22 protein-coding genes are annotated in these 23887 nt (G+C 67.7%); 16 read left to right on the plus strand and 6 right to left on the minus strand.

What is annotated here, in order from left to right:
* Positions 1-18: 18 nt before the first annotated feature.
* A complete protein-coding gene (locus JYG32_RS37940) occupies positions 19-711 on the minus strand; it encodes a TetR/AcrR family transcriptional regulator (RefSeq protein WP_174382725.1) in 693 nt (230 codons plus the stop codon).
* Positions 712-1067: 356 nt separating this feature from the next.
* Here JYG32_RS37940 and JYG32_RS37945 point away from each other — a divergent pair, with 356 nt between their 5' ends.
* The 10 genes from JYG32_RS37945 to JYG32_RS37990 all read left to right on the plus strand — a co-directional run bounded on the left by JYG32_RS37945 (position 1068) and on the right by JYG32_RS37990 (position 14014).
* The gene (locus tag JYG32_RS37945; protein ID WP_213267812.1) at positions 1068-2348 is read left to right on the plus strand and encodes a Zn-dependent hydrolase; all 1281 of its coding nucleotides are present in this window, start codon (positions 1068-1070) and stop codon (positions 2346-2348) included.
* Positions 2349-2475: 127 nt separating this feature from the next.
* Positions 2476-3813, plus strand: coding sequence for an NAD(P)-dependent oxidoreductase (locus JYG32_RS37950; protein WP_174382723.1), 1338 nt, complete (start codon positions 2476-2478; stop codon positions 3811-3813).
* A 64-nt stretch (positions 3814-3877) separates the two neighbouring features.
* The gene (preA, locus tag JYG32_RS37955) at positions 3878-5194 is read left to right on the plus strand and encodes an NAD-dependent dihydropyrimidine dehydrogenase subunit PreA (RefSeq protein WP_174382722.1); all 1317 of its coding nucleotides are present in this window, start codon (positions 3878-3880) and stop codon (positions 5192-5194) included.
* A 100-nt stretch (positions 5195-5294) separates the two neighbouring features.
* Positions 5295-6812 carry an NCS1 family nucleobase:cation symporter-1 gene (locus JYG32_RS37960; RefSeq protein ID WP_213267813.1) on the plus strand — a complete coding sequence of 506 codons (1518 nt, stop codon included), beginning with the start codon at positions 5295-5297 and terminating at the stop codon, positions 6810-6812.
* Between the two features lie 48 nt (positions 6813-6860).
* Complete coding sequence (gene hydA, locus JYG32_RS37965) at positions 6861-8318, plus strand: dihydropyrimidinase (RefSeq protein WP_213267814.1); 1458 nt, start codon at positions 6861-6863, stop codon at positions 8316-8318.
* Positions 8319-8764: 446 nt separating this feature from the next.
* Positions 8765-9688, plus strand: coding sequence for a nucleoside-specific channel-forming protein Tsx (locus JYG32_RS37970; RefSeq protein ID WP_174382719.1), 924 nt, complete (start codon positions 8765-8767; stop codon positions 9686-9688).
* 51 nt (positions 9689-9739) lie between these two features.
* Positions 9740-10786 carry a purine-nucleoside phosphorylase gene (locus tag JYG32_RS37975; protein WP_213267815.1) on the plus strand — a complete coding sequence of 349 codons (1047 nt, stop codon included), beginning with the start codon at positions 9740-9742 and terminating at the stop codon, positions 10784-10786.
* A gap of 78 nt (positions 10787-10864) precedes the next feature.
* The gene (locus JYG32_RS37980) at positions 10865-12139 is read left to right on the plus strand and encodes a NupC/NupG family nucleoside CNT transporter (RefSeq protein WP_213267816.1); all 1275 of its coding nucleotides are present in this window, start codon (positions 10865-10867) and stop codon (positions 12137-12139) included.
* Positions 12140-12178: 39 nt separating this feature from the next.
* Positions 12179-13495 carry a thymidine phosphorylase gene (gene deoA, locus JYG32_RS37985; protein WP_174382716.1) on the plus strand — a complete coding sequence of 439 codons (1317 nt, stop codon included), beginning with the start codon at positions 12179-12181 and terminating at the stop codon, positions 13493-13495.
* A gap of 129 nt (positions 13496-13624) precedes the next feature.
* The gene (locus JYG32_RS37990) at positions 13625-14014 is read left to right on the plus strand and encodes a cytidine deaminase (protein ID WP_213267817.1); all 390 of its coding nucleotides are present in this window, start codon (positions 13625-13627) and stop codon (positions 14012-14014) included.
* A gap of 49 nt (positions 14015-14063) precedes the next feature.
* Here the strand turns inward: JYG32_RS37990 and JYG32_RS37995 are convergent, their stop codons facing one another.
* The 4 genes from JYG32_RS37995 to msrB all read right to left on the minus strand — a co-directional run bounded on the left by JYG32_RS37995 (position 14064) and on the right by msrB (position 18681).
* A complete protein-coding gene (locus JYG32_RS37995) occupies positions 14064-15179 on the minus strand; it encodes an aromatic ring-hydroxylating oxygenase subunit alpha (protein ID WP_174382714.1) in 1116 nt (371 codons plus the stop codon).
* Between the two features lie 239 nt (positions 15180-15418).
* Positions 15419-16162, minus strand: a complete 744-nt coding sequence (gene msrA, locus JYG32_RS38000) for a peptide-methionine (S)-S-oxide reductase MsrA (RefSeq protein ID WP_174382713.1) — start codon at positions 16160-16162, stop codon at positions 15419-15421.
* A gap of 60 nt (positions 16163-16222) precedes the next feature.
* Complete coding sequence (locus tag JYG32_RS38005) at positions 16223-18082, minus strand: cytochrome c biogenesis protein DipZ (protein WP_213267818.1); 1860 nt, start codon at positions 18080-18082, stop codon at positions 16223-16225.
* A gap of 35 nt (positions 18083-18117) precedes the next feature.
* A complete protein-coding gene (gene msrB, locus JYG32_RS38010) occupies positions 18118-18681 on the minus strand; it encodes a peptide-methionine (R)-S-oxide reductase MsrB (protein WP_213267819.1) in 564 nt (187 codons plus the stop codon).
* 327 nt (positions 18682-19008) lie between these two features.
* On the opposite strand from msrB, the gene JYG32_RS38015 reads away from it, so the two are divergent.
* Together JYG32_RS38015 and vapC are read left to right on the plus strand one after the other, a co-directional pair.
* The gene (locus JYG32_RS38015; protein WP_174383547.1) at positions 19009-19203 is read left to right on the plus strand and encodes a type II toxin-antitoxin system VapB family antitoxin; all 195 of its coding nucleotides are present in this window, start codon (positions 19009-19011) and stop codon (positions 19201-19203) included.
* The gene (vapC, locus tag JYG32_RS38020; protein WP_213267820.1) at positions 19200-19604 is read left to right on the plus strand and encodes a type II toxin-antitoxin system VapC family toxin; all 405 of its coding nucleotides are present in this window, start codon (positions 19200-19202) and stop codon (positions 19602-19604) included. Before JYG32_RS38015 ends, vapC begins: the two co-directional genes overlap by 4 nt.
* A gap of 48 nt (positions 19605-19652) precedes the next feature.
* Here the strand turns inward: vapC and JYG32_RS39545 are convergent, their stop codons facing one another.
* Positions 19653-19781, minus strand: a complete 129-nt coding sequence (locus JYG32_RS39545) for a hypothetical protein (protein ID WP_021162513.1) — start codon at positions 19779-19781, stop codon at positions 19653-19655.
* Positions 19782-19999: 218 nt separating this feature from the next.
* Between JYG32_RS39545 and JYG32_RS38025 the strand changes: the two genes are divergently transcribed.
* From JYG32_RS38025 to JYG32_RS38040, 4 genes are all read left to right on the plus strand, one after another.
* Positions 20000-20971, plus strand: a complete 972-nt coding sequence (locus tag JYG32_RS38025) for a hypothetical protein (protein WP_349631823.1) — start codon at positions 20000-20002, stop codon at positions 20969-20971.
* Between the two features lie 164 nt (positions 20972-21135).
* The gene (locus JYG32_RS38030; protein ID WP_213267821.1) at positions 21136-22245 is read left to right on the plus strand and encodes a DNA alkylation repair protein; all 1110 of its coding nucleotides are present in this window, start codon (positions 21136-21138) and stop codon (positions 22243-22245) included.
* 264 nt (positions 22246-22509) lie between these two features.
* Positions 22510-22785: a hypothetical protein gene (locus tag JYG32_RS38035; protein WP_213268356.1), complete on the plus strand. Its 276-nt coding sequence runs from the start codon at positions 22510-22512 to the stop codon at positions 22783-22785.
* Positions 22782-23822 (plus strand): LLM class flavin-dependent oxidoreductase, encoded by a 1041-nt coding sequence (locus tag JYG32_RS38040; protein WP_213267822.1) that lies wholly within the window; start codon positions 22782-22784, stop codon positions 23820-23822. The genes JYG32_RS38035 and JYG32_RS38040 overlap by 4 nt, the downstream gene beginning before the upstream one ends.
* Positions 23823-23887: the final 65 nt, after the last annotated feature.

The raw sequence follows: 23887 nt of genomic DNA on the forward strand, positions 1-23887 counted from the left end.
GCGGATCGCGCGGTCGCGCTACGGCTTCGCGTTCGGCGATACCGCGGCGCACGCGCGAATCACGAGCTGCACGACCTGTTCGGTCTTCTCGTCGAAGGCCTTCCGCGTGAACGCACGCTTGCCGCTCAACGCGCGGATCTGCGCATCGAAATCCGCATAGTGCTGCGTGGTGGCCCAGATCAGGTACATCAGCGCATGCGCATCGATCGGCGCGAGCAGCCCGCGCGCGATCCAGCCGTCGATCACCTTCACGCGCGTGTCGAACCACGGCTTCACGCGTTCCGACAGGATGTCCTGCATGTGGGCCGCACCGTGGATGATCTCGTTGGCCCAGACCTTCGAGCCGAGCGGGCGCCGCCGCGACAGATCCATCTTCGCACGCACGTAGCCGCCGATCGCTTCCACCGGATCGTCGCCGGCCTCGAACGTGCCGGCCGCGCGATGCCAGTCCTCGAACAGGTCGTCGAGCACGCGGCGGTACAGCGCGAGCTTGGTCGGGAAGTAGTAATGCAGGTTCGCCTTCGGCAGGCCGGCGCGTTCCGCGATCATCGCGGTGCTCGCGCCGTCGAGCCCGCGTTCCGCGAATACGGCTTCCGCGCAGGCGAGCAGATGCGCTTCGTTGGACTCGCGGATGTGCGCCTTGCGTCGCCGCAAAGGCGCGGACGTTTCGTCGTTGTCGGTCGCTTCGGCTGCCGCCTCGTCATGTCTCATCGTTGCCCTCGCGCGGCGGGCATGCCGCGTTGGGCTTCATTCTAGCCGCTGATCCACGTCGAACGCACGCGTGCGCACGCCACGCGTCGGCCGCGATGCTGCGTTGCGATGGCACGTTTCTCGCTCTATCGAGTCACGCAAGAAAGACATTGCCTTGGTCATTTTGATCGTCTAAAACCTGTCCAATCGGACAGGATTCGACGAGCGACGGAAGGCGGTTCCGGCGATTCGTCGGACGAACTTCGCGCACGACCGGGACATGCACCGCGTATGGGCGCGTATGCCCCGAAACAGGCATTGCATGCACCGGCATCGACCGGGCTGACGACATCACCGACCCCACAGGAGCGATGCGAATGAACGCGGTATCGGAAGCAGTGAAGCGGCCGGTCTTCGACCCGTCGATCAAGGTTGACGGCAAGCGGTTGTGGGACAGCCTGATGGAAGTCGCGAAGATCGGCGCGACGCCGAAGGGCGGTGTGTGCCGTCTCGCGCTGACCGATCTCGACAAGGCCGGCCGCGACCTGATCGTCGGCTGGGCGAAGGCCACCGGCTGCACGGTGACGGTCGATACGATGGGCAACGTGTTCATGCGCCGCGCGGGCCGCGTGGCCGACGCGGCGCCGGTCGTCACCGGCTCGCACGCGGATTCGCAGCCGACGGGCGGCCGCTTCGACGGCATCTACGGCGTGCTCGGCGGCCTCGAGGTGATTCGCAGCCTCAACGATCACGGGATCGAGACCGAGCATCCGGTCGAGGTCGTGATCTGGACCAACGAGGAGGGCTCGCGCTTCGCGCCCGCGATGGTCGCGTCCGGCGTGTTCGCGGGTGTGTTCCCGCTCGAATACGGGCTGTCGCGCAAGGACGTCGACGGCAAGACGATCGGCGAGGAACTGGCGCGCATCGGCTACGCGGGCGACGTGCCGTGCGGCGGGCGCAAGCTGCACGCGGCGTTCGAACTGCATATCGAGCAGGGGCCGATACTCGAAGCGGAATGCAAGACGATCGGTGTCGTGACCGATGCGCAGGGGCAGCGCTGGTACGAGATCACGTTCACCGGGCAGGAAGCGCATGCGGGGCCGACACCGATGCCGCGTCGTCGCGACGCGCTGCTCGGCGCGTCGCGCGTGGTCGATCTCGTCAACCGGATCGGCCTCGAGCATGCGCCGTTCGGCTGCGCGACGGTCGGCATGATGCAGGTCTACCCGAACTCGCGCAACGTGATTCCCGGCCGCGTGTTCTTCACCGTCGATTTCCGTCATCCGGACGACGCCGTGCTCGCGAAGATGGATGCCGCGCTGCGTGATGGCGTCGCGCGCATCGCGGCCGGCATCGGGCTCGAAACGGAACTCGAGCAGATTTTCTACTACAAGCCCGTCGCGTTCGATCCGGCATGCGTGGAGGCCGTGCGCGGCGCGGCCGATCGCTTCGGCTACTCGCACCGCGACATCGTGTCGGGCGCGGGGCACGACGCATGCTATCTGGCGCAGGTCGCGCCGACGTCGATGGTGTTCGTGCCGTGTGTCGACGGCATCAGCCACAACGAGATCGAGGACGCGACGCCCGCGTGGATCGAGGCCGGCGCGAACGTGCTGCTGCACGCGATGCTGTCGCGCGCATGCGAGCCGGCTTCATGACGAATCGACCTTAGCAGCCGGCAGGCTGCGCATCGCCTGACCGAAGGATTCCTCAGCGTGACCGCCCCGACTGTGCATTCGCAGCCGGCGGGGACGGCTTTGTCTCCACCCAGTCGAAGGAACGCGTATGACCACCAAGCCAACTGGCGATATCGCCGCGCATCGCCTGTCGTCCACGCAACTCTCGTGCGAATTCGCCGATATCGCGCCGCTGCTCGATCCGACTGCCGCGGCGGCCGCTGCCAGCCGCTGCCACTACTGCTACGACGCGCCGTGCGTGCAGGCATGCCCGACGCAGATCGATATCCCGAGCTTCATCCGCAAGATCGGCAACGGCAACCTGAAAGGCGCCGCGACCGACATCCTTTCCGCGAACCCGCTCGGCGGGATGTGTGCGCGGGTATGCCCGACCGAGATCCTGTGCGAAGGCGCATGCGTGCGTAACCACCAGGATGCGCAGCCGGTCGCGATCGGCGCGCTGCAGCGGCACGCGACCGACTGGGCGATGGCAACCGGTGCGGTGCGCTTCACGCGCGCGCCCGATACGGGTCGCCAGGTTGCGGTGGTCGGCGCGGGGCCGGCCGGGCTCGCGTGCGCGCACCGGCTCGCACTGGCCGGGCACCGCGTGACGCTGTTCGACGCGCGCCCGAAAGCCGGTGGTCTGAACGAATACGGGATCGCCGCGTACAAGACCGTTGACGATTTCGCGCAGCGCGAAGTCGAGTGGCTGCTGTCGGTCGGTGGCATCACGCTGAAGACGGGCGTCGCGCTTGGACGCGACATGACGCTCGACACGCTGCGCGAGCAGCACGACGCGGTGTTTCTCGCGATGGGCCTCGGCGGCGTGCGCGCGCTCGCGATCGATGGCGAGCAACTGGCCGGCGTGATGAACGCGGTCGACTTCATCGAGCAGGTGCGGCAGGCCGACGGGCTGGAGAACGTGCCGGTCGGGCGGCGCGTGGTCGTGATCGGCGGTGGCAATACGGCCATCGATGCGGCCGTGCAGAGCCGCAAGCTCGGCGCCGGGCGCGTGACGATGGTCTACCGGCGCGGCGTGGACGCGATGAGTGCGACGTGGGCCGAACGCGAGTTCGCGCAGAAGAGCGGCGTCACGCTCGTCACGCACGCGAAGCCCGTGCGCATGGCGGGCGCGAACGGGCAGGTGACGGGCGTCGAGTTCGAAGCGGCATCGGGCGAGCGCTTTACCGTCGATGCGGACATGGTGCTGAAGGCGATCGGCCAGACGCTGGTGCCCGACGGCATCGCCGCCGCATTGCTGACGGCCGACGGCACGCGCATCGCGGTGGACGCGGACGGGCGCACCGCACTGCCCGACGTGTGGGCCGGCGGCGATTGCGCGGCAACGGGCGGCATCGACCTCACGGTGCAGGCCGTGCAGGACGGCAAGCGTGCGGCCGCATCGATCGACGCGGCGCTCGCATTGCGCGACGCGAAGGCGGCCTGAACGCACGGCGCACGCAACGCACCACGAGCACAACGATAGCGACCCCACTCTCACGGAGCCGAACATGGCCGACCTTCGCTGCACCATCGCGGGCATCACTTCGCCGAATCCCTTCTGGCTCGCGTCCGCGCCGCCGACCGACAAGGCCTACAACGTCAACCGCGCGTTCGAGGCGGGCTGGGGCGGCGTCGTCTGGAAGACGCTCGGGCTCGATCCGCACGTCGTCAACGTCAGTTCGCGCTACGGCGCCGTGCAGTGGAACGGCCAGCGCATCGCGGGGCTGAACAACATCGAGCTGATCACCGACCGCCCGCTCGACGTGAACCTGAGAGAGATCGCGCAGGTAAAGCGCGACTGGCCGGACCGCGCGCTGATCGTGTCGCTGATGGTGCCGTGCAACGAGCGCGACTGGAAATGGATCCTGCCGCTCGTCGAGGATACGGGCGCCGACGCGGTCGAGCTGAACTTCGGCTGCCCGCACGGGATGAGCGAACGCGGGATGGGCGCGGCCGTCGGGCAAGTGCCCGAATACGTCGAGATGGTCACGCGCTGGGTCAAGGAGGGCACGAAGCTGCCGTGCCTCGTGAAGCTCACGCCGAACATCAGCGACATCCGGATGGGGTCGCGCGCCGCATACAAGGGCGGTGCGGACGGCGTGTCGCTGATCAACACGATCAATTCGATCGTCGCGGTCGATCTCGATCACATGGCGCCGATGCCGACCGTCGACGGCAAGGGCACGCACGGCGGCTATTGCGGCCCGGCGGTCAAGCCGATCGCGCTGAACATGGTCGCGGAGATCGCGCGCGATCCGGAAACGCCGAACCTGCCGATCTCGGGCATCGGCGGGATCTCGACGTGGCGCGATGCGGCCGAGTTCATGGTGCTCGGCGCCGGCAGCGTGCAGGTGTGCACCGCCGCGATGCATTACGGCTTCCGGATCGTGTCGGATCTCGCCGACGGGCTGTCGAACTGGATGGACGAGAAGGGTTATGCGACGCTAGACGACGTGCGCGGCCGCGCGGTACCGAACGTGACCGACTGGAAATACCTGAACCTGAAGTACGACATCAAGGCGCGCATCGACCAGGACCGCTGCATCCAGTGCGGGCTGTGCCATATCGCGTGCGAGGACACGTCGCACCAGGCGATCACGCGCGAGAAGGACGGCATGCGGCACTTCGAAGTAATCGATTCGGCGTGCGTCGGGTGCAATCTTTGCATGCATGTGTGTCCGGTCGAGCAATGCATCACGATGGAGCGCGTCGACTCGGGCGACTACGCGAACTGGACCACGCATCCGAACAACCCGGCGAGTGCCGAAGCGGGGGCGAGTGCGGGCCCGGCGGCGGCATCCGAGAAGCACGCGAAGGCGGCTTGACCTGCATCCGGCGGCGCGGGAGATCCGGCGCCGCCGTTTTTCGTTCCCGTGGGCCGGCATCGCGCGATGCCGGCGCTGACGTTTACGTGGAGTGCGTTCGATGAAATCCGCAGCGAATCCCGCCGATCCCGCCGGTCCCGACAGCGCCGCGGCGCAGGGCGGCAGCCTGTACAACGACGACCTCGCGCCGACGACGCCGGCGCAGCGCACGTGGAAGTGGTATCACTTCGCGGCGCTGTGGGTCGGGATGGTGATGAACATCGCGTCGTACATGCTCGCGGCCGGGCTGATCCAGGAAGGCATGTCGCCGTGGCAGGCGGTGATGACCGTACTGCTCGGCAACCTGATCGTGCTCGTGCCGATGCTGCTGATCGGCCATGCGGGCGCGAAGCACGGGATTCCGTATGCGGTGCTGGTGCGCGCGTCGTTCGGCACGCAGGGCGCGAAGCTGCCGGCGCTGCTGCGCGCGATCGTCGCGTGCGGCTGGTACGGCATCCAGACCTGGCTCGGCGGCAGCGCGATCTACACGCTGCTGAACATCCTGACCGGCAACGCGCTGCACGGCGCGGCGCTGCCGATCGTCGACATCTCGCTCGGGCAGCTCGCGTGCTTCCTCGTGTTCTGGGTGCTGCAGCTCTACTTCATCCTGCACGGTACCGATTCGATTCGCTGGCTCGAGAGCTGGTCCGCGCCGATCAAGGTCGTGATGTGCGTGGCGCTCGTGTGGTGGGCGACGTCGAAGGCGGGCGGGTTCGGCACGATGCTGTCGGCGCCGTCGCAGTTCGCGGCGGGCGGCAAGAAGGCGGGGCTGTTCTGGGCGACCTTCTGGCCGGGCCTGACCGCGATGGTCGGCTTCTGGGCGACGCTCGCGTTGAACATTCCCGATTTCACGCGTTTCGCGCATTCGCAGCGCGACCAGATGATCGGGCAGTCGATCGGGCTGCCGCTGCCGATGGCGCTGTTGTCGGTGGTGTCGGTCGTCGTGACGTCGGCGACCGTCGTGATCTACGGCAACGCGATCTGGGATCCGATCGACCTGACGAGCCGGATGACGGGCATCGGCGTCGGCATCGCGCTCGTGATCCTCACGCTCGACACGATGTGCTGCAACCTTGCCGCGAATCTCGTCGGCCCCGCATACGACTTCTCGAGCCTGTGGCCGAAGGCCATCTCGTACCGCACGGGCGGGCTGATCACCGCGACGATCGCGATCGTGATGATGCCGTGGAAGATCCTCGCGACGACGGACGGCTATATCTTCACCTGGCTCGTCGGTTATTCGGCGCTGCTCGGGCCCGTCGCGGGCATCCTGATGGTCGACTACTTCCTGATTCGCGGCACGCAGCTCGACACGCGCGCGCTGTTCGACGAGCGCGGCGGCTTCAGCTACGCGCGCGGCTGGAACCCGGCCGCGCTGGCCGCGCTCGCGGTCGGCGTGCTGCCGAACCTGCCCGGCTTCCTGCACACGGCATTTCCGGCGTCGTTCCCGAACGTGCCGGCGTTCTTCAACACGCTTTACACGTACGCGTGGTTCGTCGGCCTCGTGCTGGCGTCGGGCGTGTACGGCACCTGGATGAAGTGGCGCGCCGGACAGCGCGCGCAGATCGCGAGCGCATGACGCGCGGCGCGGCATGCGGCACCCGACAGTCAACGAGGAGGCAACGAAATGGCAATCCTGATTCGCGGCGGCACCGTGGTCGATGCGGACCGCTCCTATCGCGCGGACGTGCTCTGCGCCGACCCCCAGGACGGCGGCACGATCCTGCAGATCGCGGAGAAGATCGACGCGCCGGCCGGCGCGACCGTCGTCGACGCGCACGACCAGTACGTGATGCCGGGCGGCATCGATCCGCATACGCACATGGAACTGCCGTTCATGGGCACGACCGCGAGCGACGATTTCTACTCGGGCACGGCCGCCGGGCTGTCGGGCGGCACGACGAGCATCATCGACTTCGTGATCCCGAGCCCGAAGCAGCCGCTGATGGACGCGTTCCGCGAATGGCGCGGCTGGGCCGAGAAAGCGGCGGCCGACTACGGCTTCCACGTGGCGGTGACGTGGTGGGACGAGAGCGTGCATCGCGACATGGGCACGCTCGTGCGCGAGCATGGCGTGTCGAGCTTCAAGCACTTCATGGCGTACAAGAACGCGATCATGGCCGACGACGAGATTCTCGTGAACAGCTTCTCGCGTTCGCTCGAACTCGGCGCGCTGCCGACCGTGCACGCGGAGAACGGCGAACTCGTGTTCCGGCTGCAGCAGGCGCTGCTCGCGCGCGGGATCACGGGACCGGAGGCGCATCCGCTGTCGCGCCCGCCGGAGGTCGAGGGCGAGGCCGCGAACCGCGCGATCCGCATCGCGCAGGTGCTCGGCGTGCCCGTGTATATCGTGCATGTGTCGTCGAAGGATGCGGTCGATGCGATCACGCGCGCGCGCAGCGAAGGGCTGCGCGTGTTCGGCGAAGTGCTGCCGGGCCACCTGGTGATCGACGAGGCCGTTTATCGCGACCCCGACTGGACGCGTGCGGCCGCGCATGTGATGAGCCCGCCGTTCCGCTCGGCCGAGCATCGCGAGGCGCTGTGGCGCGGGCTGCAGTCGGGGCAACTGCATACGACGGCGACTGACCACTGCGTGTTCTGCGCGTCGCAGAAGGCGATGGGCCGCGACGATTTCACGAAGATCCCGAACGGCTGCGGCGGCGTCGAGGATCGCATGTCGGTGCTGTGGCATCACGGCGTGAATCACGGCCGCATCACGCCGAACGAGTTCGTGCGAATCACGTCGACGAACGCCGCGCAGATCTTCAACCTGTATCCGCGCAAGGGCGCCGTGCAGGTGGGTGCCGATGCCGACCTCGTCGTGTGGGACCCGGCCGCGACGAAGACGATCTCGGTGAAGACCCATCACCAGCAGGTCGACTTCAACGTGTTCGAGGGGATGACCGTGCAGGGCGTTGCGACGCACACGCTCACGCGCGGTGCGCTCGCGTGGGCCGACGGCGACCTGCGCGCGGTGCGCGGCGCCGGCCGCTATCTGAAGCGACCGCCGGCGGCCGGCTACTACGAGGCCGCACGCATCGCGAACCGGCTGCGCGAACCGCATCCGGTCGAGCGGGGCCGTTGAGCGGAACGTATCGCGCGGGGTGTCCGTTTGTGCGGCGCCCCCCGCGCGCGTCCGGACATCCCGTCGCGTTCATGGCGGCGGACGATCGGTGCGGGACGGCCTGTCCCGCCGGCGTCGGCCGCGCTCCGGTCCCGTATCGTCCTCGCATCCTGTCCATCCGGTCAATATATGGCATGGCTTGTGCTTTATCACCTCCGTTTTATCCGCGGAACGGTCTGAATGCTGACTGACCGGTCAAGTTCGGAGCGCACGCGCACCTGAAGCAGGCGGCGCGCCCGAATCTGGGGCAACGGCCGGCCGCGGCGATCCGGGTCCGACGGGAAGCGTCGGGATATCGACAAGAGCAACGATCGGAAGGCAGGGTCAAGCGCATGTATGTAGAAGAACTGAATAAATTGTCAAGGGATGCGACGAAGACAGCGCATGCGGCGGCGCGGACGGGGGCCATGCTGCTTGCGCTGTCGGTGGGCATGCCGGCGGTCGCAATCGCGCAGGAGAAGGGGACCGTCGCGCCGGCGGGCGGTATACAGGTCGCCGAGAGCGGCACGGTCACGCCGAATGCGCCGCCGGCACCCGCGCCGTCGCCGTATCTGTCGACGTGGTTTCACCAGAGCCTCGGCGTGATCGGGTCGAAGGACATCCGCTTCGGGCCGCACACGACCAACGACGTGTACCTCGAATACGAATACTTCGGCCGGAAGGGGCCGTTCGACCTGTACGGCTATGTCGACCTGCCGCGTGCGATCGGCGTCGGCAACGGCTACGACTCGGGCTATACGAACAAGGGCTCGCCGCTGTTCAGCGAGCAGGAGCCGCGCGTGTCGATCGACGATCTCGTCGGTCGGCATCTCGGATTCGGGCCGTTCAAGGAATGGTATGTCGCGTTCGACTGGATCTACGACCAGGGGCACAACACGGCCGGGCGGCAGAACACGCTGTATGCGGGCTTCGGCACCGACATCGACACGCATACGAAGCTGATGCTGTCCGCGAACCTGTACGTGCGCCGGCAATGGGAGAACTACGGCGCGGCCAACCAGAACACGTGGGACGGTTATCGCGCGCAGATGAAATACATCTACCCGATCGGTACGTTCCACGGCGGCAACCTGACCTACGTCGGGTTCTTCAACTACGACTTCGGTTCGAAGCTGCGCGAGGAGACGGGCGGCAATACGCGCACCGACACCGCGTTCGTGTCGACCAACGTGCTGGTCTATTCGTTCAAGCACTGGCGCTTCTGGACCGCGGCCCGCTATTTCCACAACGGCGGCCAATGGGGCGGCACCGAGCTGAACTTCGGCGACGGGCCGTTCCAGAACCGGTCGACCGGCTGGGGCTATTACGCGAGCGTCGGCTATCAGTTCTGACGGGCCCGCGCCCGCGACACGATCATGAATCTCACACGAACGAGGCAAGCAATGTTGAAGGGGAACGTACTGAAGTTGGCGGCGATCGTCGCGCTGGTCGCGACGATGACGGCCGGCGCGCACGCGGCAGGCGAACGCGCGCAGCGGCCGCGTGCGATCAAGGTGCTGATCGTCACGATGTTCGGGCCGGAAGGCAAGGCGTGGCTCGACCGGATCGGGCCGGTGCAGAAGATCGCGGTGCCGGGCCTGTCGCCCGACTACCCGGACATCAGTTGCACGCGCAACGACGTGTGCGTGCTGACGACCGGCATGGGCCACGCGAACGCGGCTGCGTCGATGGCGGCGCTGGTCTATTCGCGCCGGTTCGACCTGCGCAAGACCTACTTCGTCGTGACCGGCATCGCCGGCATCGATCCGGCGCAGGGCACGCTCGGCTCGGCCGCGTGGGCGCGCTACCTGGTCGACTTCGGGATCCAGTGGGAGCTGGATGCGCGCGAGATCCCGGCCGGCTGGAAGTCGGGCTATCTCGGCATCAACACGAAGAACGGGGATGAGAAACCGCCGCTCGACTACCGCACCGAGGTGTTCCAGTTGAACGAGGCACTGCTCCGGAAAGCCGTCGCGCTGTCGCGCGACGTGACGCTGCACGACAGCAAGGAAGCGGCCGCGTATCGCGCGAAGTATCCGGACGCGCCCGCGAACCGGCCGCCGACCGTGATCCAGTGCGATACGCTCGCGGGCGACACGTGGTTCTCGGGCACGAAGCTCGGCGAGCGCGCCAGCGAATGGACGCGCCTGCTGACCGACGGCAAGGGGGTGTACTGCACGACGCAGCAAGAAGACAATGCGACGTTCGAAGTGATCAAGCGGGCGGCCGCGGCAGGGCTGGCCGATACGCAGCGCGTGGCCGTGCTGCGCTCGGGTTCGGACTTCGACCGGCCGCCGCCGGGCGGATCGGACGTCGACAACCTGCTCGAGTACCAGAGCCAGGGCGGGTTCGTGCCGGCCCTCGACAATCTGTACCTCGCCGGTTCGCCGCTCGTGAGCGCGATCGTGAAGGATTGGACGCACTGGAAGGACGGCGTACCGGCCGAGTGACGGCCGCCGTCGGCGGGACACGGGCGCGCTTCGGGCGCGCCCCGGCAGTTCAATAACATCGAGAGAAAGGAGCACAAGGTGGATATTCTGCGCAGTCTCCTGGGTATGCTGTTCCTGCTGCTGGTGGCCTATCTGCTGTCGAACAACCGCCGCGCGGTGAGCGGCCGGACCATGATCGCCGCGCTGTTCACGCAGTTCGCGATCGGCGCGCTGGTGCTGTTCGTGCCGTCCGGCCGTGCGGTGCTGGCAGCGGCCGCGAACAGCGTGAATCGCGTGCTCGACATGGGCAATCACGGCATCGCGTTCGTGTTCGGCGGGCTGGTCGACAGCCGGATGTTCCAGTTGTTCGGCGACGGCGGGTTCGTGTTCGGCCTGCGCGTGCTGCCGATGATCATCTTCGTCACCGCGCTGATCGCGGTGCTGTACTACATCGGCGTGATGAAGTGGCTCGTCGCGATCCTCGGCGCCGGGCTCGCGAAAGTGCTCGGCGTGAGCCGTATCGAGGCGTGCTCGGCCGTCGCGACGATCTTTCTCGGGCAGAGCGAGATGCCCGCGCTCGTGAAGCCGTTCGTGCGGAACATGACGAGCGCCGAGATTTTCACGGTGATGGCGAGCGGCATGGCGTCGGTCGCGGGCTCGGTGCTGGTCGGCTACGCCGGCCTCGGCGTGAAGATGGAGTATCTGCTCGCCGCGTCGTTCATGGCGGTGCCGGGCGGGCTGCTGTTCGGCAAGCTGCTGTTTCCGACCGTCGAGCCGAGCCGCGTCGTGGTCGACGGTCTCGATTTCGACGACAAGCGGGCCGCCAACGTGATCGAGGCGGCGGCGTCCGGCGCGTCGGTCGGCCTGCGGATCGCGATCAACGTCGGCGCGATGCTGATCGCGTTCGTGGGGCTCATCGCGCTGATGAACCTCATCGTCGGCGGCGTGGCCGCGTTCGCGGGCTTTCCGCAGGTTACGCTGCTGGGCATGCTCGGTCACCTGTTCGCGCCGCTTGCGTGGATCATCGGCGTGCCGTGGCACGATGCGACGCTGGCCGGCAACTTCATCGGCGAGAAACTGATCTTCAACGAGTTCGTCGCGTACGGCGACCTGTCGCCGTACCTGAAGGGCAGCGAGCACGTCGCGGCGGCCGGCCTGCAAGTGCTCGATCCGAAGACGCTCGCGATCGTGTCGTTCGCGCTGTGCGGCTTCGCGAACTTCTCGTCGATCGCCATTCTCGCGGGCGGCTTCAGCGCGGTCGCGCCAGAGCGTCGCTCGGAAGTCGCACGTCACGGCTTGCGCGCGCTGACGGCCGCGACACTGTCGAACCTGATGAGTGCCGCGATTGCCGGCCTGTTCTTCTCCCTGCACTGAACCGTGCAGCGGCCACTGATCGATCGAGGAGATACAACGATGTTTCTACCGCAGGAATTCATCCGCAAGAAGCGCGATCGGCAGCCGCTCGATCGCGACGGGATTGCCGCGTTCGTGCGCGGCGTGACCGACGGCAGCGTGACCGAGGGCCAGGTCGCGGCGTTCGCGATGGCCGTGTACTTCAACGACCTGAGCATCGACGAGCGTGTCGCGCTGACGATCGCGCAGCGCGACTCGGGCGACGTGCTCGACTGGCGCGCGCTCGATCTCGACGGACCGGTGATCGACAAGCATTCGACCGGTGGCGTCGGCGATGTCGTGTCGCTGATGCTCGGGCCGATGGTGGCCGCATGCGGCGGCTACGTGCCGATGATCTCGGGGCGCGGGCTCGGCCATACCGGCGGCACGCTCGACAAGCTCAGCGCGATCCCCGGCTACGACGTGACGCCCGATACGGATGCGTTTCGCCGCACGGTGCGCGACGTCGGCGTCGCGATCATCGGGCAGACCGCGCGGCTGGCGCCGGCCGACATGCGCATCTATGCGATTCGCGACGTGACGGCGACCGTCGAGTCGGTCGCGATGATCACCGCGTCGATCCTGTCGAAGAAACTCGCGGCGGGGCTCGACGGGCTCGTGATGGACGTCAAGGTCGGCTCCGGTGCGTTCATGCCGACCGTCGAGAAATCGATCGAACTGGCCCGCAGCATCGTCGACGTCGGCAACGGCGCCGGCATGAAGACGACCGCGATCCTCACCGACATGAACCAGTCGCTCGCACCGTGCGCGGGCAACGCGCTCGAAGTGGCGTGCGCGATCGATTACCTGACGGGCAAGTCGCGTCCGGCCCGCCTGCATGAAGTCACGATGGCGCTCGCGGCGCAGTTGCTCGTCACCGGCGGGCTGGCAGGCGCCGCCGCACAGGCACACGCGATGCTGCAGCGGGCACTCGATTCGGGCGCCGCGGCGGAACGGTTCGCGAGAATGGTCGCGGCGCTCGGCGGCCCCGCGGACCTGATCGATGCGCCCGGGCGTCATCTTGCGCGGGCGCCGGTGATCGTGCCGGTGCCGTCGCGCGCGAGCGGCGTCGTGCAGCGTGTCGATTGCCGCGCGCTCGGGCTGGCGGTCGTCGCGCTCGGCGGCGGCCGCACGCGCGCGGCGGATGCGATCGACACCCGTGTCGGCCTGTCGGCGCTGGCGGAGATCGGGCAGCGCGTCGAGGCCGGGCAGCCGTTAGGCCAGGTACACGCCCGCGACACCGCCGCCGCGGCCCGCGCGGTGGACGCGGTCCAGCGCAGCTACGTGCTGGGCGAAACGGGCGATGCGCCGCCGACCATCCACCAGCAGATCGGCTGACCGATTGCCGGTGCCGGCACGGCGGGAACGTGCGGACGTCGGCGGCCGCTTCACAGCACGGGAGTATCGTACCGGCCGGGATGCGGTTGCGTCGATGCATCCCGGCATTTCACCGGAGGCACTATCGCGATGGAACGAGACGAACTGATCGAACAGGCGAAGGCGGCGCGCGAACGCGCGTATGCGCCGTATTCGCGCTTCAAGGTCGGCGCGGCGCTGCAGGCGCGCGACGGGACGATTTTTCACGGCTGCAACGTCGAGAACGCGTCCTACGGACTGTGCAATTGCGCGGAACGCACCGCGATGTTTTCGGCCATCGCCGCCGGTTATCGTCCGGGGGACTTCGCGCGGCTCGCGGTCGTCGGCGACACGGACGGCCCGATCGCGCCGTGCGGCGCGTGCCGCCAGGTGATCATCGAGGTCGGCATGCCCGACCTCGAAGTGATCCTGGGCAACCTGAAAGGGGATCTCGAGGTCACGACGGCACACGCGTTGCTGCCGGGCGCGTTCCGGTTGTAACGGAGCGCGTCGCGGCGAGCCGGCGGCGTCGTGCGGCGTGTCGCATGTATCACGCGTCGTCGCGCGCTTCGCGGATCGGAATCACGGTGCGCGCGCCGCACTGGCGCAGCAGGTCGCGCAGTTCGTTGATGACCGGAAACACCTCGTGGTTCCAGTCGGCGCCCTGGCGATCGTGTGCTTCCTGCTCGCGCTCGACGATCCAGCGATCCTCGCGGAAGATGCGCTCGGTGAACCACACGAGCAGCGGCCACGCGAGATCGAGCGCGAACGGTATGCCGGGCTTGTGGATCGACAGCACTCCGAACGTGCGGTTGGTGCGTTGTTCGGCATCGAGCGGCACGTAGACGATCCACAGGTCCATCACGAGCGTGCCTTCGCTCGAACGGATCTGCAGCGTCTGGTACGGGTAGCCGGTGCGTACCGTCATCACGCTCTTGTCGGACTGGTCGGCCGGCTTCTTGCTCGCGCCGAACACGAGCGCCTCGCCGACCGGCTGCTTGCCCTCCATCCGCGTGAACGTGTAGTCGACCTCGACCCAGTCGTCGCCGCGGCGACGGCCCACCGAGCGCGCGCGCATCTGCCCCATCTGCTTGCGGTGCAGGAACTGATGGTTCATGTCCATCAGGTTCTCGTGCATGAACGAGTAGTGGCACTTGACCTCGCGGCCGAAGCGGCGGGTCTTGTATGCGCGGTTGTCCGCCGAGTCGAGCGCGGGGAACGGCCGTGTGTCGGCGAGCGTCGCGTCGCCGGGGAACACGAAGATCAGCCCGTGCGCTTCGCGGCACGGATACGCTCGCACGCCGTTCGGCAAACGATCGCGGCCGAGGTAGGGCACGTCGACGCAGCGGCCGCTGTCGCACGCGTAGGTCCAGCCGTGATAGCAGCAGCGCAGCGTTTCGCCGCTCACGACGCCCGCATGCAGCGGCACCTGGCGGTGCGCGCAACGATCTTCGAGCGCATACACGGCGCCCGATTCGGTGCGCACGAGCACGATCGGCTCGCCGGCGAAGCGCACGCCGAGCGTCTTGCCGCGCTTGAGCTCGCGCGACCACGCGAGCGGATACCATTGATCGGGATGAATGGGCACGCGGCGCAGGTCGCGCACGCCGGCACCGGTGGACGATTCTTCGAGGGTGCTGCTGTCAGGCAAAGGCACTGCGCGCATGCGTGACGCCTCCTGGCTGGGCGGGTGTTCCGAGCGCCGCAAGACGCGGCGGGGATCAGGAGAAGTCTACGCGAAGTTGCCCGCTGCGGCGGACGCGATGCGGGTTTGCCCCGGCACGGCGGACGGTGTTTCGTTGATGCGGCGCAAACCGGGCCGAAGGCGGCGCGCGCGGGCCACGCGCGGCCGCCCTGGCCGCGGCCGCGCGGCGGGCGGCATCCCGTCACGCGACCGGTTGCCGGTCACGAGCGGGCATCGCGCCACAGCACCGGGTCGGCGCGGTACAGCGCCGGGAAGTACTGCTTCAGCCCGGCGACCTTCGGCAGGTCGTTGAACGCGATATACGGCGCGTCGGGATGCAGTTCGAGGTAGTTCTGGTGATAGGCCTCGGCCGGATAGAACCCCTTGTACGCCTCGACGCGCGTCACGACGGGCGCCGGAAACACGTGCGCGGTGCCGAGCTGCGCGATGTACGCGGTCGCGACCGCGCGTTGCTGCGCGGTGGTCGGAAAGATCGCGGACCGGTACTGCGTTCCTTCGTCGGGGCCCTGCCGGTTGAGTTCGGTCGGGTCGTGCGCGACCGAGAAGAACACCTGCAGCAGCCGGCCGTAGGTGATCTGCGTCGGGTCGTAGACGATGCGAACCGATTCCGCGTGCCCTGTCAGCCCCGAGCCGACGAGCGCATAGTGCGCGGTTTCGGACGCACCGCCCGCATAGCCGGCCGTGACCTGCTTCACGCCCTTCACGTGCTCGAACACGCCCTGCACGCCCCAGAAGCAGCCGCCGGCGAGCACGGCCGTCTCGTCGTGCGCCGCGCCGGGCGTTTCGTCGAGCGTCGGCGCGGGCACGGTGCGCATCGGCTCGGCGGAATTGACGATGCGCTGGTAGCCGAACACGGCGGCGGCCGCGATGGCGATGGCGCCGATGCGGCGCAGCATCGCTGCGCGCCGTCGCGGCGCGGAATCTCGGGTGGGTGTCGGGTTCATCGTGTGCTCCTTCTGAATGCGTTGGCGAAGACGGCGGCCGGGTGACGGCGGCGCCTGCGTTCAACCGAATGTGAATGCGTACGCATCGACGCCGGGATCGAGAAACTCGATCGCGAACGTGCGATCTGCGATCGCGCCGGGCTGCCGGACGAGCTGGTACAGGCGCTGCCCGGTAACGGTGCCGTAGCCCTGCGCGTCGACGTCGGCGCCGTGCGCGGCACCGGGCGCCGCGCCGTCGAGCGTCACGCGAAAGCGCACGGGCTGGCCGTTCGCGCCCGGGCCGAGCACGAGGTGCAGGTCGCGCGCATGGAAGCGGTAGACGATCCGGCCGGCCGGCGCGGCGAGCGATGCGCGCTCGGCGCCGACCTGCCAGGTGCCGGCGAGGCCCCAGTCGTTGAGATCGGGGCGGGCCGGCGCGTCGTAGCGGTGTGCCGTGTCGCGCACGACGCCGCCCGGCGACGTGAAGTCCTCGGCACGCGCATAGCCGACATAGGTTTCGGGCGAGCGGACGTCAGCGGTGTCCGCTGCCGCGAGCGCGCCCTTCGCGGGCGCACCGGCCAGCCCGAGCGGCACGTTCAGCGCTTCCGGATGGCCGGCCTCGGCGAGCAGCGACTGGATCGCGCGTTCCGACTGCGCGTACTCGCCTTCGCCGAAGTGGTGATGGCGGATGCGCCCCTGCGCGTCGATGAAGTAGTGCGCGGGCCAGTATTCGTTGCCGAACGCGCGCCAGATCGAATAACCGTTGTCGATCGCGACCGGGTAGTCGATGCCGAGGTCGTGCACGGCCTTCTTCACGTTGCCGATGTCGCGCTCGAACGCGAACTCCGGCGCGTGCACGCCGATCACGACGAGCCCGTACGGCGCGTACTTGCGCGCCCACGCGTTCGTGTACGGCAGCGTGCGCAGGCAGTTGATGCACGAATACGTCCAGAAATCGACGAGCACGACCTTGCCGCGCAGGCCGGCCGCCGTCAGCGGCGGCGAGTTCAGCCACTGCACGGCACCGGCGAGCGACGGCAGCGTGCCTTCGACGGGCAGCGCGGACGGCGTCGTGCCGGCCGCGCGCATCATCGCGCCGCCGCCGGCCGGTGCGCCGTCGGCAGTCGCGGCCATCATCGCGCCGCCGCTTGTGTTGCCGGTCGTGTTGCCGGCAGCGTCGCCCGTGGCGGCCGTCGTTGCCGGCGCACCGTTCGAGCGTCCGCCGAGCCGGTCGATGAGCTTCGTCTCGAGCCCGCCCGTGGTGATGGTCGACAGTTGTGCGAGCGCACCCGTATCGAGGCCGAGCGCGATCGCGCCGACGCCGGCCAGCAGCGCCGCGCCGATCCCGCGCCGGATCCATTCGCCGGCGCCGAGCGAGCGCTTCATCGCGGCGAACACCTTGCCGCCGATCACGAGCGCGACGGCGAGGGACGTCGCCGCGCCAGCCGCATACGCGACGAGCAGCAGCGTCGTGCCGACGCTCGCGCCGCGCAGCGCGGCGCCGGTCAGCACGAGCCCGAGGATCGGGCCGGCGCACGGCGCCCACAGCAGGCCCGTCGCGACGCCGAGCAGCAGCGACGACGCGGGGCCGGCCGGGCGGCCGTCGCGCTGCGCGAATCCGGTGAGCCGGTTGCCGGCGGCGACGAGCGGGCGCGTCAGGTGTTCCGCGAAGCGCGGCATCAGCAGTGTCAGGCCGAACACCGCAAGCAGCACGATGGCGATCCAGCGGCCGGCCTGGTTGGCCTGCGCGACCCAGCCGCCGCCGACGGCGGCGAGCGTCGCGACCACGGCGAACGTGAGCGCCATGCCGGCCAGCAGCGGCAGGCCGGTGCGCACGAACGGCTGGTCGGCGCGCGCGAACACGAACGGCAGCACGGGCAGGATGCACGGGCTCAGGATCGTGAGCACGCCGCCGAGATAGGCGAGGGCGATGAGCAGCATGGTGCGTTCTCCAGTCGGTCGGGAGCGGGGCCGGATCAGGCGGCGGCCGGGTGGAAGGTGAGCGCGAGCCCGTTCATGCAGTAGCGCAGGCCGGTCGGCGGCGGGCCGTCGTCGAACACGTGGCCGAGATGGCCGCCGCAGCGGCGGCAGTGCACTTCGGTGCGGACCATCCCGAACGACGCGTCGGCGTTGCTGCCGACCGCGTGGTCGAGCGGCTTCCAGAAGCTCGGCCAGCCCGTATGGCTGTCGAACTTGGTGGCCGACGAGAACAGCGCGAGGTCGCAGCCCGCGCATGCGAACGTGCCGGGGCGGTGCTCGTCGTTCAGCGGGCTGCTGTACGGCCGTTCGGTGCCGGCGTCGCGCAGGATCGCGTACTGGGCGGGCGTGAGCCGGCGATGCCATTCGGCGTCGCTGAGGGTGAGTTCGAACGGGGCGGCCATCCGTGGGGCGGCCATCCCCGGGGCGACCGGCTGCGGGGTGGCCGGCGGCGCGGCGAACGCGCGGCCGACCAGCGCGCGGCGGCCGGTGGACGACAGCGCCGCGAGCGTGGCGAGGCCGGTGGCGCCGGCGAACAGCAGCAGATGTCTGCGGGTTGGCATGATGGGCTCCTGGAAGCAGGTCCTGAAAACATGCGCCCATCGTAGGCGGCGGCCGGTGTCGAAGTCCTCACGGAAAGTTAAATGATTTGTGATGTCTGGGTGTCGTTACGGGGGACGCTGGAGTCGGTCCAAGTCCCGGCTGACAGGGGCTCCCGGGGGATGCGCCGCAGATATTTGTTGAAATCCCGGATGAGCCGCGACTTTTTAGTGTTTTTTTCGTGTTCGCGGGGGGCAGGTCACATATGCTCCAGTGACTGCGCCCGGGCCGGACGCGGTCGCCTGTAATGTGTATAGTCGAAGTGATCTATACACATAGCGAGGTATGCCATGCGTACCAACATTGAAATCGACGACAAGTTGATGGCCGAGGCACTTGCCGCAACCGGTATCAAAACCAAGCGGGAAGTTGTCGAGCTCGGCCTGAAGACGATCATCAGGCTCAAACAGCAAGAGCAGATTCGCCAGTTTCGCGGAAAACTCCACTGGGAAGGTGATCTAGACGCCATGAGGACGGATCGATGACGCTCGTGGATTCGAGCGTCTGGATCGACTATTTCCGCGGCAAGGTTTCGCCGGAAACCGACAAGCTTGACGGTTTGCTCGGCAACGAGGCGCTGTTCTCGGGCGACCTGATCGTGGCAGAGGTGTTGCAGGGTTTCTCGGCTGAATCCGAATTCAATGTGGCCCGCCAGTTGTTGACGACGCGCTTGAATGTCGTGTCGCTGGTCGGTACCGATAACGCTGTCCAGGCCGCACGAAATTATCGTGACTTGAGAGCGCGAGGCGTGACGGTCCGCAAGACCATCGACACGCTGATCGCGACTTACTGTATTGAGAACGGCGTTTCGCTACTGTACAGCGATCGGGGCTTTGATCCATTCGTTCAATATCTGGGTCTTCGATCAGCGCTTTCAGATGATTGATCGAAGCCAGGCTAGCTAGTCGGATCGCATGCGTCGCAACGGCTTCCGTCACAACAGGCAGACCCGGCGCAGGGTGACCGTTCTCAGATAGACGGATTTATCGAGCCACGGCACAAACACATACTCGTCGTATGCGTCGCAACCGATCAGAATCCAGTGGGACAGAACGTTGGACATGATGGTCTCCCTGACTTCGCTTGCTTCGATGTGACGGGTGCCGATGCGTTGCGATTGTCATCCGTCGTGCTCACACACCGTATACCCGCCGAGCATGGCGTCTATTCCCGAAGCCGCGCAATGCACTTCGTGCGCGGGATGTCGCGCATCGTTGGAATAAACGGGCCCGCTCCGCGGTATGCGGATCAAGCAGCGGACGCATCGAGGGGGAGGCGCCAATGAACGGCAAGGTGAGGCAAACCCGGGCCATGCCGGGCCGATCGCAGCGCGATCGCGAGGGTGCTTCGAAGGTGAACGAGGCACCACGGTCATCGTTGTTTCAGGATCGCATCGGCATGCGTCCACCGTGGCGCAACCGCGTGCCGCGTCCCGCGCAGCACGCGAATGGCCTCGATGCGGGGAAGCCGGTGTCGGCGCATGACGGGATGCGCAAGGCCGCGCAAAGGCTGCAGCTCGGTTCCGGCATCCTGCTGTGGGTCTATATTTCCATTCATATGGTCAATCACGCGCTCGGCATCTGGTCGATCGATATCGCCGAGCGTGGACTGCACCTGGCAATCGGGCTCTGGCAAAGCGCGCCCGGAACGATCCTGCTGTATGGCGCGGCCGGCCTGCATTTCGCGCTCGCGATCCGCACCATTTACAGCCGCCGACACTGGGCGCTGCCGCCCGCCGAATGGCTCCGTCTCTGGGCGGGACTCAGCCTGCCGATGCTGTTGATCCGCCACGTCGTCGGGACCCGGGTTGCGACATCGTTTTACGGCTTCGAGCCGAACTACGAACGGGTCATCGTGTCGCTCCTCACGAGCGGCACGCAGGGCTTGCAGATCGCGCTGCTCGCGCCGGGTTGGGTACACGGCAGCCTCGGGCTGTGGTTTCATTTGCGCCGGCATGCGTTTTTTCGGCATGCGAAGTTTGTGCTGCTGGCCATGCTCGTCCTGCTGCCCGTGCTGTCGGCGGCGGGATTCGTGCAGATGACGCGCGCGATCGTGCCGGGCAGTCTCGCCGTACCGGCACCCGACGCGGCGCTGGTTGCGCACCGCGCCGCGCTCGACAGTTGGCGACATCTCCTCGTCGTCGGCTATCTGTCGCTGATTGCGGTTGCGTTCGCCGGCGGTCAGTTGCGAAACCGGCTCTCCAGCGGCGATTCGCATGACCCATCCCGCGAGCAGCGGCGAACGGACGCATGAGCACACCATGCCCGCTTGCGGCTCGCTGTCCGCGCGCATCGACTGCGTCCCGCGCGTACGCGTGCCGGCCGGGCAAAGACTCCTGACAGGCATGGGCAGGGGCTTCGGCGATACTGTGCGCTTTCGCACCCGTCGATCCGCGGCGCACGTCGGATTTCCACGCCATGACAACCATTCAAGTTCCCGTCCCGCTGAAGGAATCGCTGGGCGAGCGGCAGTTCCACATGCTGGCCGACGTGCTGCATTCGATCGCGCCTGCCTTCGACCGGGCGGCATTTCTTGCGACGGCGCTCGACGGCCTTGACGGCTTGACGCTGATGGCGCGCGTCAGGCGCGCCAGCGCGGCGATCGACACCGGTGCGCGGTCGCTACCCGGCGGATACGATGCCGTGCTGGCGTTGTTGCAGGAGGCCGCGCCTCGATTGGGCCGGGGTTTTGTCTCGCTCGTCGCGCCCGACTATGTCGGGCAGTACGGTCGGCACACCTTCGACCGTTCGATGGACGCGCTGAAATATTTCACGCCGTTCGGCACGTCGGAATTCGCGGTACGTGAATTCCTGCGCCTCGACCGGGCGCTCGCGCTCGCAGTGATGGAAACCTGGACGCACGATGCGGACGATGCAGTGCGCCGGCTGGCAAGCGAGGGAAGTCGCCCGCGCCTGCCGTGGTCGTTCCGGCTCCGCGAGATCGAGGCCGACCCGGCGCTGGCAGCGCGGATACTCGACAATCTTCGCGCGGACTCGAGCGCTTATGTACGCCGCTCGGTCGCGAATCACCTGAACGACGTGGCGAAGACGCATCCGGCATGGGTGCTCGATCGGGCCGAACGATGGGGCGGCGACAATCCGCATACGCGATGGATCGTCCGTCATGCGCTTCGTACGCTCGTGAAGCAGGGCGATGCGCGCGCGCTCGCGATACTCGGTGCCGACAGTGCGCCTCGCGTGGCAGTCGGCCCGTTTGGCGTGACGCCCGCGCAGGTGGTGCTCGGCGAATCGATCGCGCTCGCCTGCGAGTTGCATTCGACGGCCAAGACGGCACAGCGACTCGTCGTCGATTACCGTATAGGCTATGTAAAGCAAAATGGCGAGGCGTCGCCGAAGGTGTTCAAGCTGAAGGTACTGACGCTCGAACCCGGCGAGCGCATCACGCTCCGGCACAGTCGGTCGATCCGCGATTTCACTACGCGCCGACACCATGCGGGCCGGCATGAGGTCGAGTTGATCGTCAACGGCCGGGTCGTTGCGCGATCTTTCTTCGAGCTTGCCGTGTGAGTGGCTGTTTGCCGGTCCGACGTCGTCGTGTGAAGCGGCGTGGAGGCGAGGTTCGTCGGCTGACGAGGCGGGCGATCGGCGGTCGATGATACCCGGCGGCTCTGGAAGACACTCCGGCGATTGCGCGCCGAACACGGGATTCGTTATCTGCGCGCCGCAGCGAAGCATCGCAGCATTCGGTATTTTGCGCGCGGTCCAGGTTGACTAAGATCGAACCCTCGGGCGGACGCCTGTATCGTCAACCGGTCCGCCCGCGCCCGAATCATGGACAACCGCACAGATTCCCCTCCACGCATCTCGCTGCCGGAACGCGCGCAGCGCCCACGCTCGGTGTGCGCGAAGGCGCTCGTGTTCGCGGACCCGGCGTCGCGCGTCGCGCTCGCGAATACGAATACGACGGCTGGAGATCGCGAGCGCCGCATCTTCCTGCGCGGCGATCAGGCGCTGCCGTACGGCAACGCGATCGCGCCGATGGGCGAGATCGGCGGCGCTGGCTACGGGAAGGTCGCGCGGGTATCCGGGGTGCCGAAGCAACGATGACGCAGGCGGCCGAACGCGTGCGCATCACGCAGATCAGCTTTCTGACGCCGGGCAACTATGCCGCGGACGATCCGTTGCCGGGCCTCGAGCAGACGCTCGACCTGTTCCGGATCGGCGAGGCACTCGGCTACGACTGTGCATGGGTGCGTCAACGCCATCTCGAGCGGGCCGTGTCGTCGGCGGCCACGTTTCTCGCGGCGGCGAGCCAGCACACGACGCGGATCGGGCTCGGGGCGGCCGTGATCCAGATGGGTTACGAGAATCCGTTCCGCCTGGCCGAGGATCTGGCGACCGTCGACATCCTGTCGCGCGGCCGCCTGAACGTCGGGCTCAGCGCAGGCGTGCCGCCTCACGGCGCATTGCTCGGCGACAGGCTGTTCGATGGTGCACCGGAGCAAATCGACTTTTCGCACGCACGCGTCGCACGGTTGCGCGCGAACCTGACGGGCGATCTGCTCGGCGACGAACAGTGTTTCGTCGAATCGCCGGCCGGGCGCGAGCGGCCACGCGTGATGCCGTACGCGCCCGGACTGACGCAGCGGCTCTGGTATGGCGGCGGCTCGCTCCGCTCGGCCGAATGGGCCGGTCGCCACGGCTTCAACCTGCTGATCGGCAATCTGAACGTCGGCGAGCACACGGACGACTTCTTCGACACGCAGCGCAGCCACATCGACGCGTTTCGTTCGCACTGGTGCGGCATGCATCCGCCGCGCATCGCGCTCGGGCGCGTGATCGTGCCGACCGACAGTGCCGATCACGTCAGCCGCCGGCGCTATCGCGCGTTCGCCGCGCAACGCGTCGAGCGCACGCGCGGCCCGCAAGGCCCGCGTCGCACCCTCTATGCGGAAGACCTGGTCGGCAGTGCCGCGGAAATCGCCGAGCATCTGCTCGCGGATCCGATCGTGCGGCAGGTCGGCGAGTTACGCCTGGAATTGCCGTACGATTTCGCGCCCGACGAGTACGAACAGATCCTGACCGATTTCGTGCTGCATGTCGCGCCGTGTCTCGGCGGACAGACGAGCAGGACCGCGACGTAGTCGGGGAATCCGGACCGCGGGGCGCGCGCGAACGACGGTCCGCGCTGGCGCGGCGTGCACGTCCC

It is taken from the genome of Burkholderia pyrrocinia (assembly GCF_018417535.1).
Taxonomy (GTDB): domain Bacteria; phylum Pseudomonadota; class Gammaproteobacteria; order Burkholderiales; family Burkholderiaceae; genus Burkholderia; species Burkholderia pyrrocinia_E.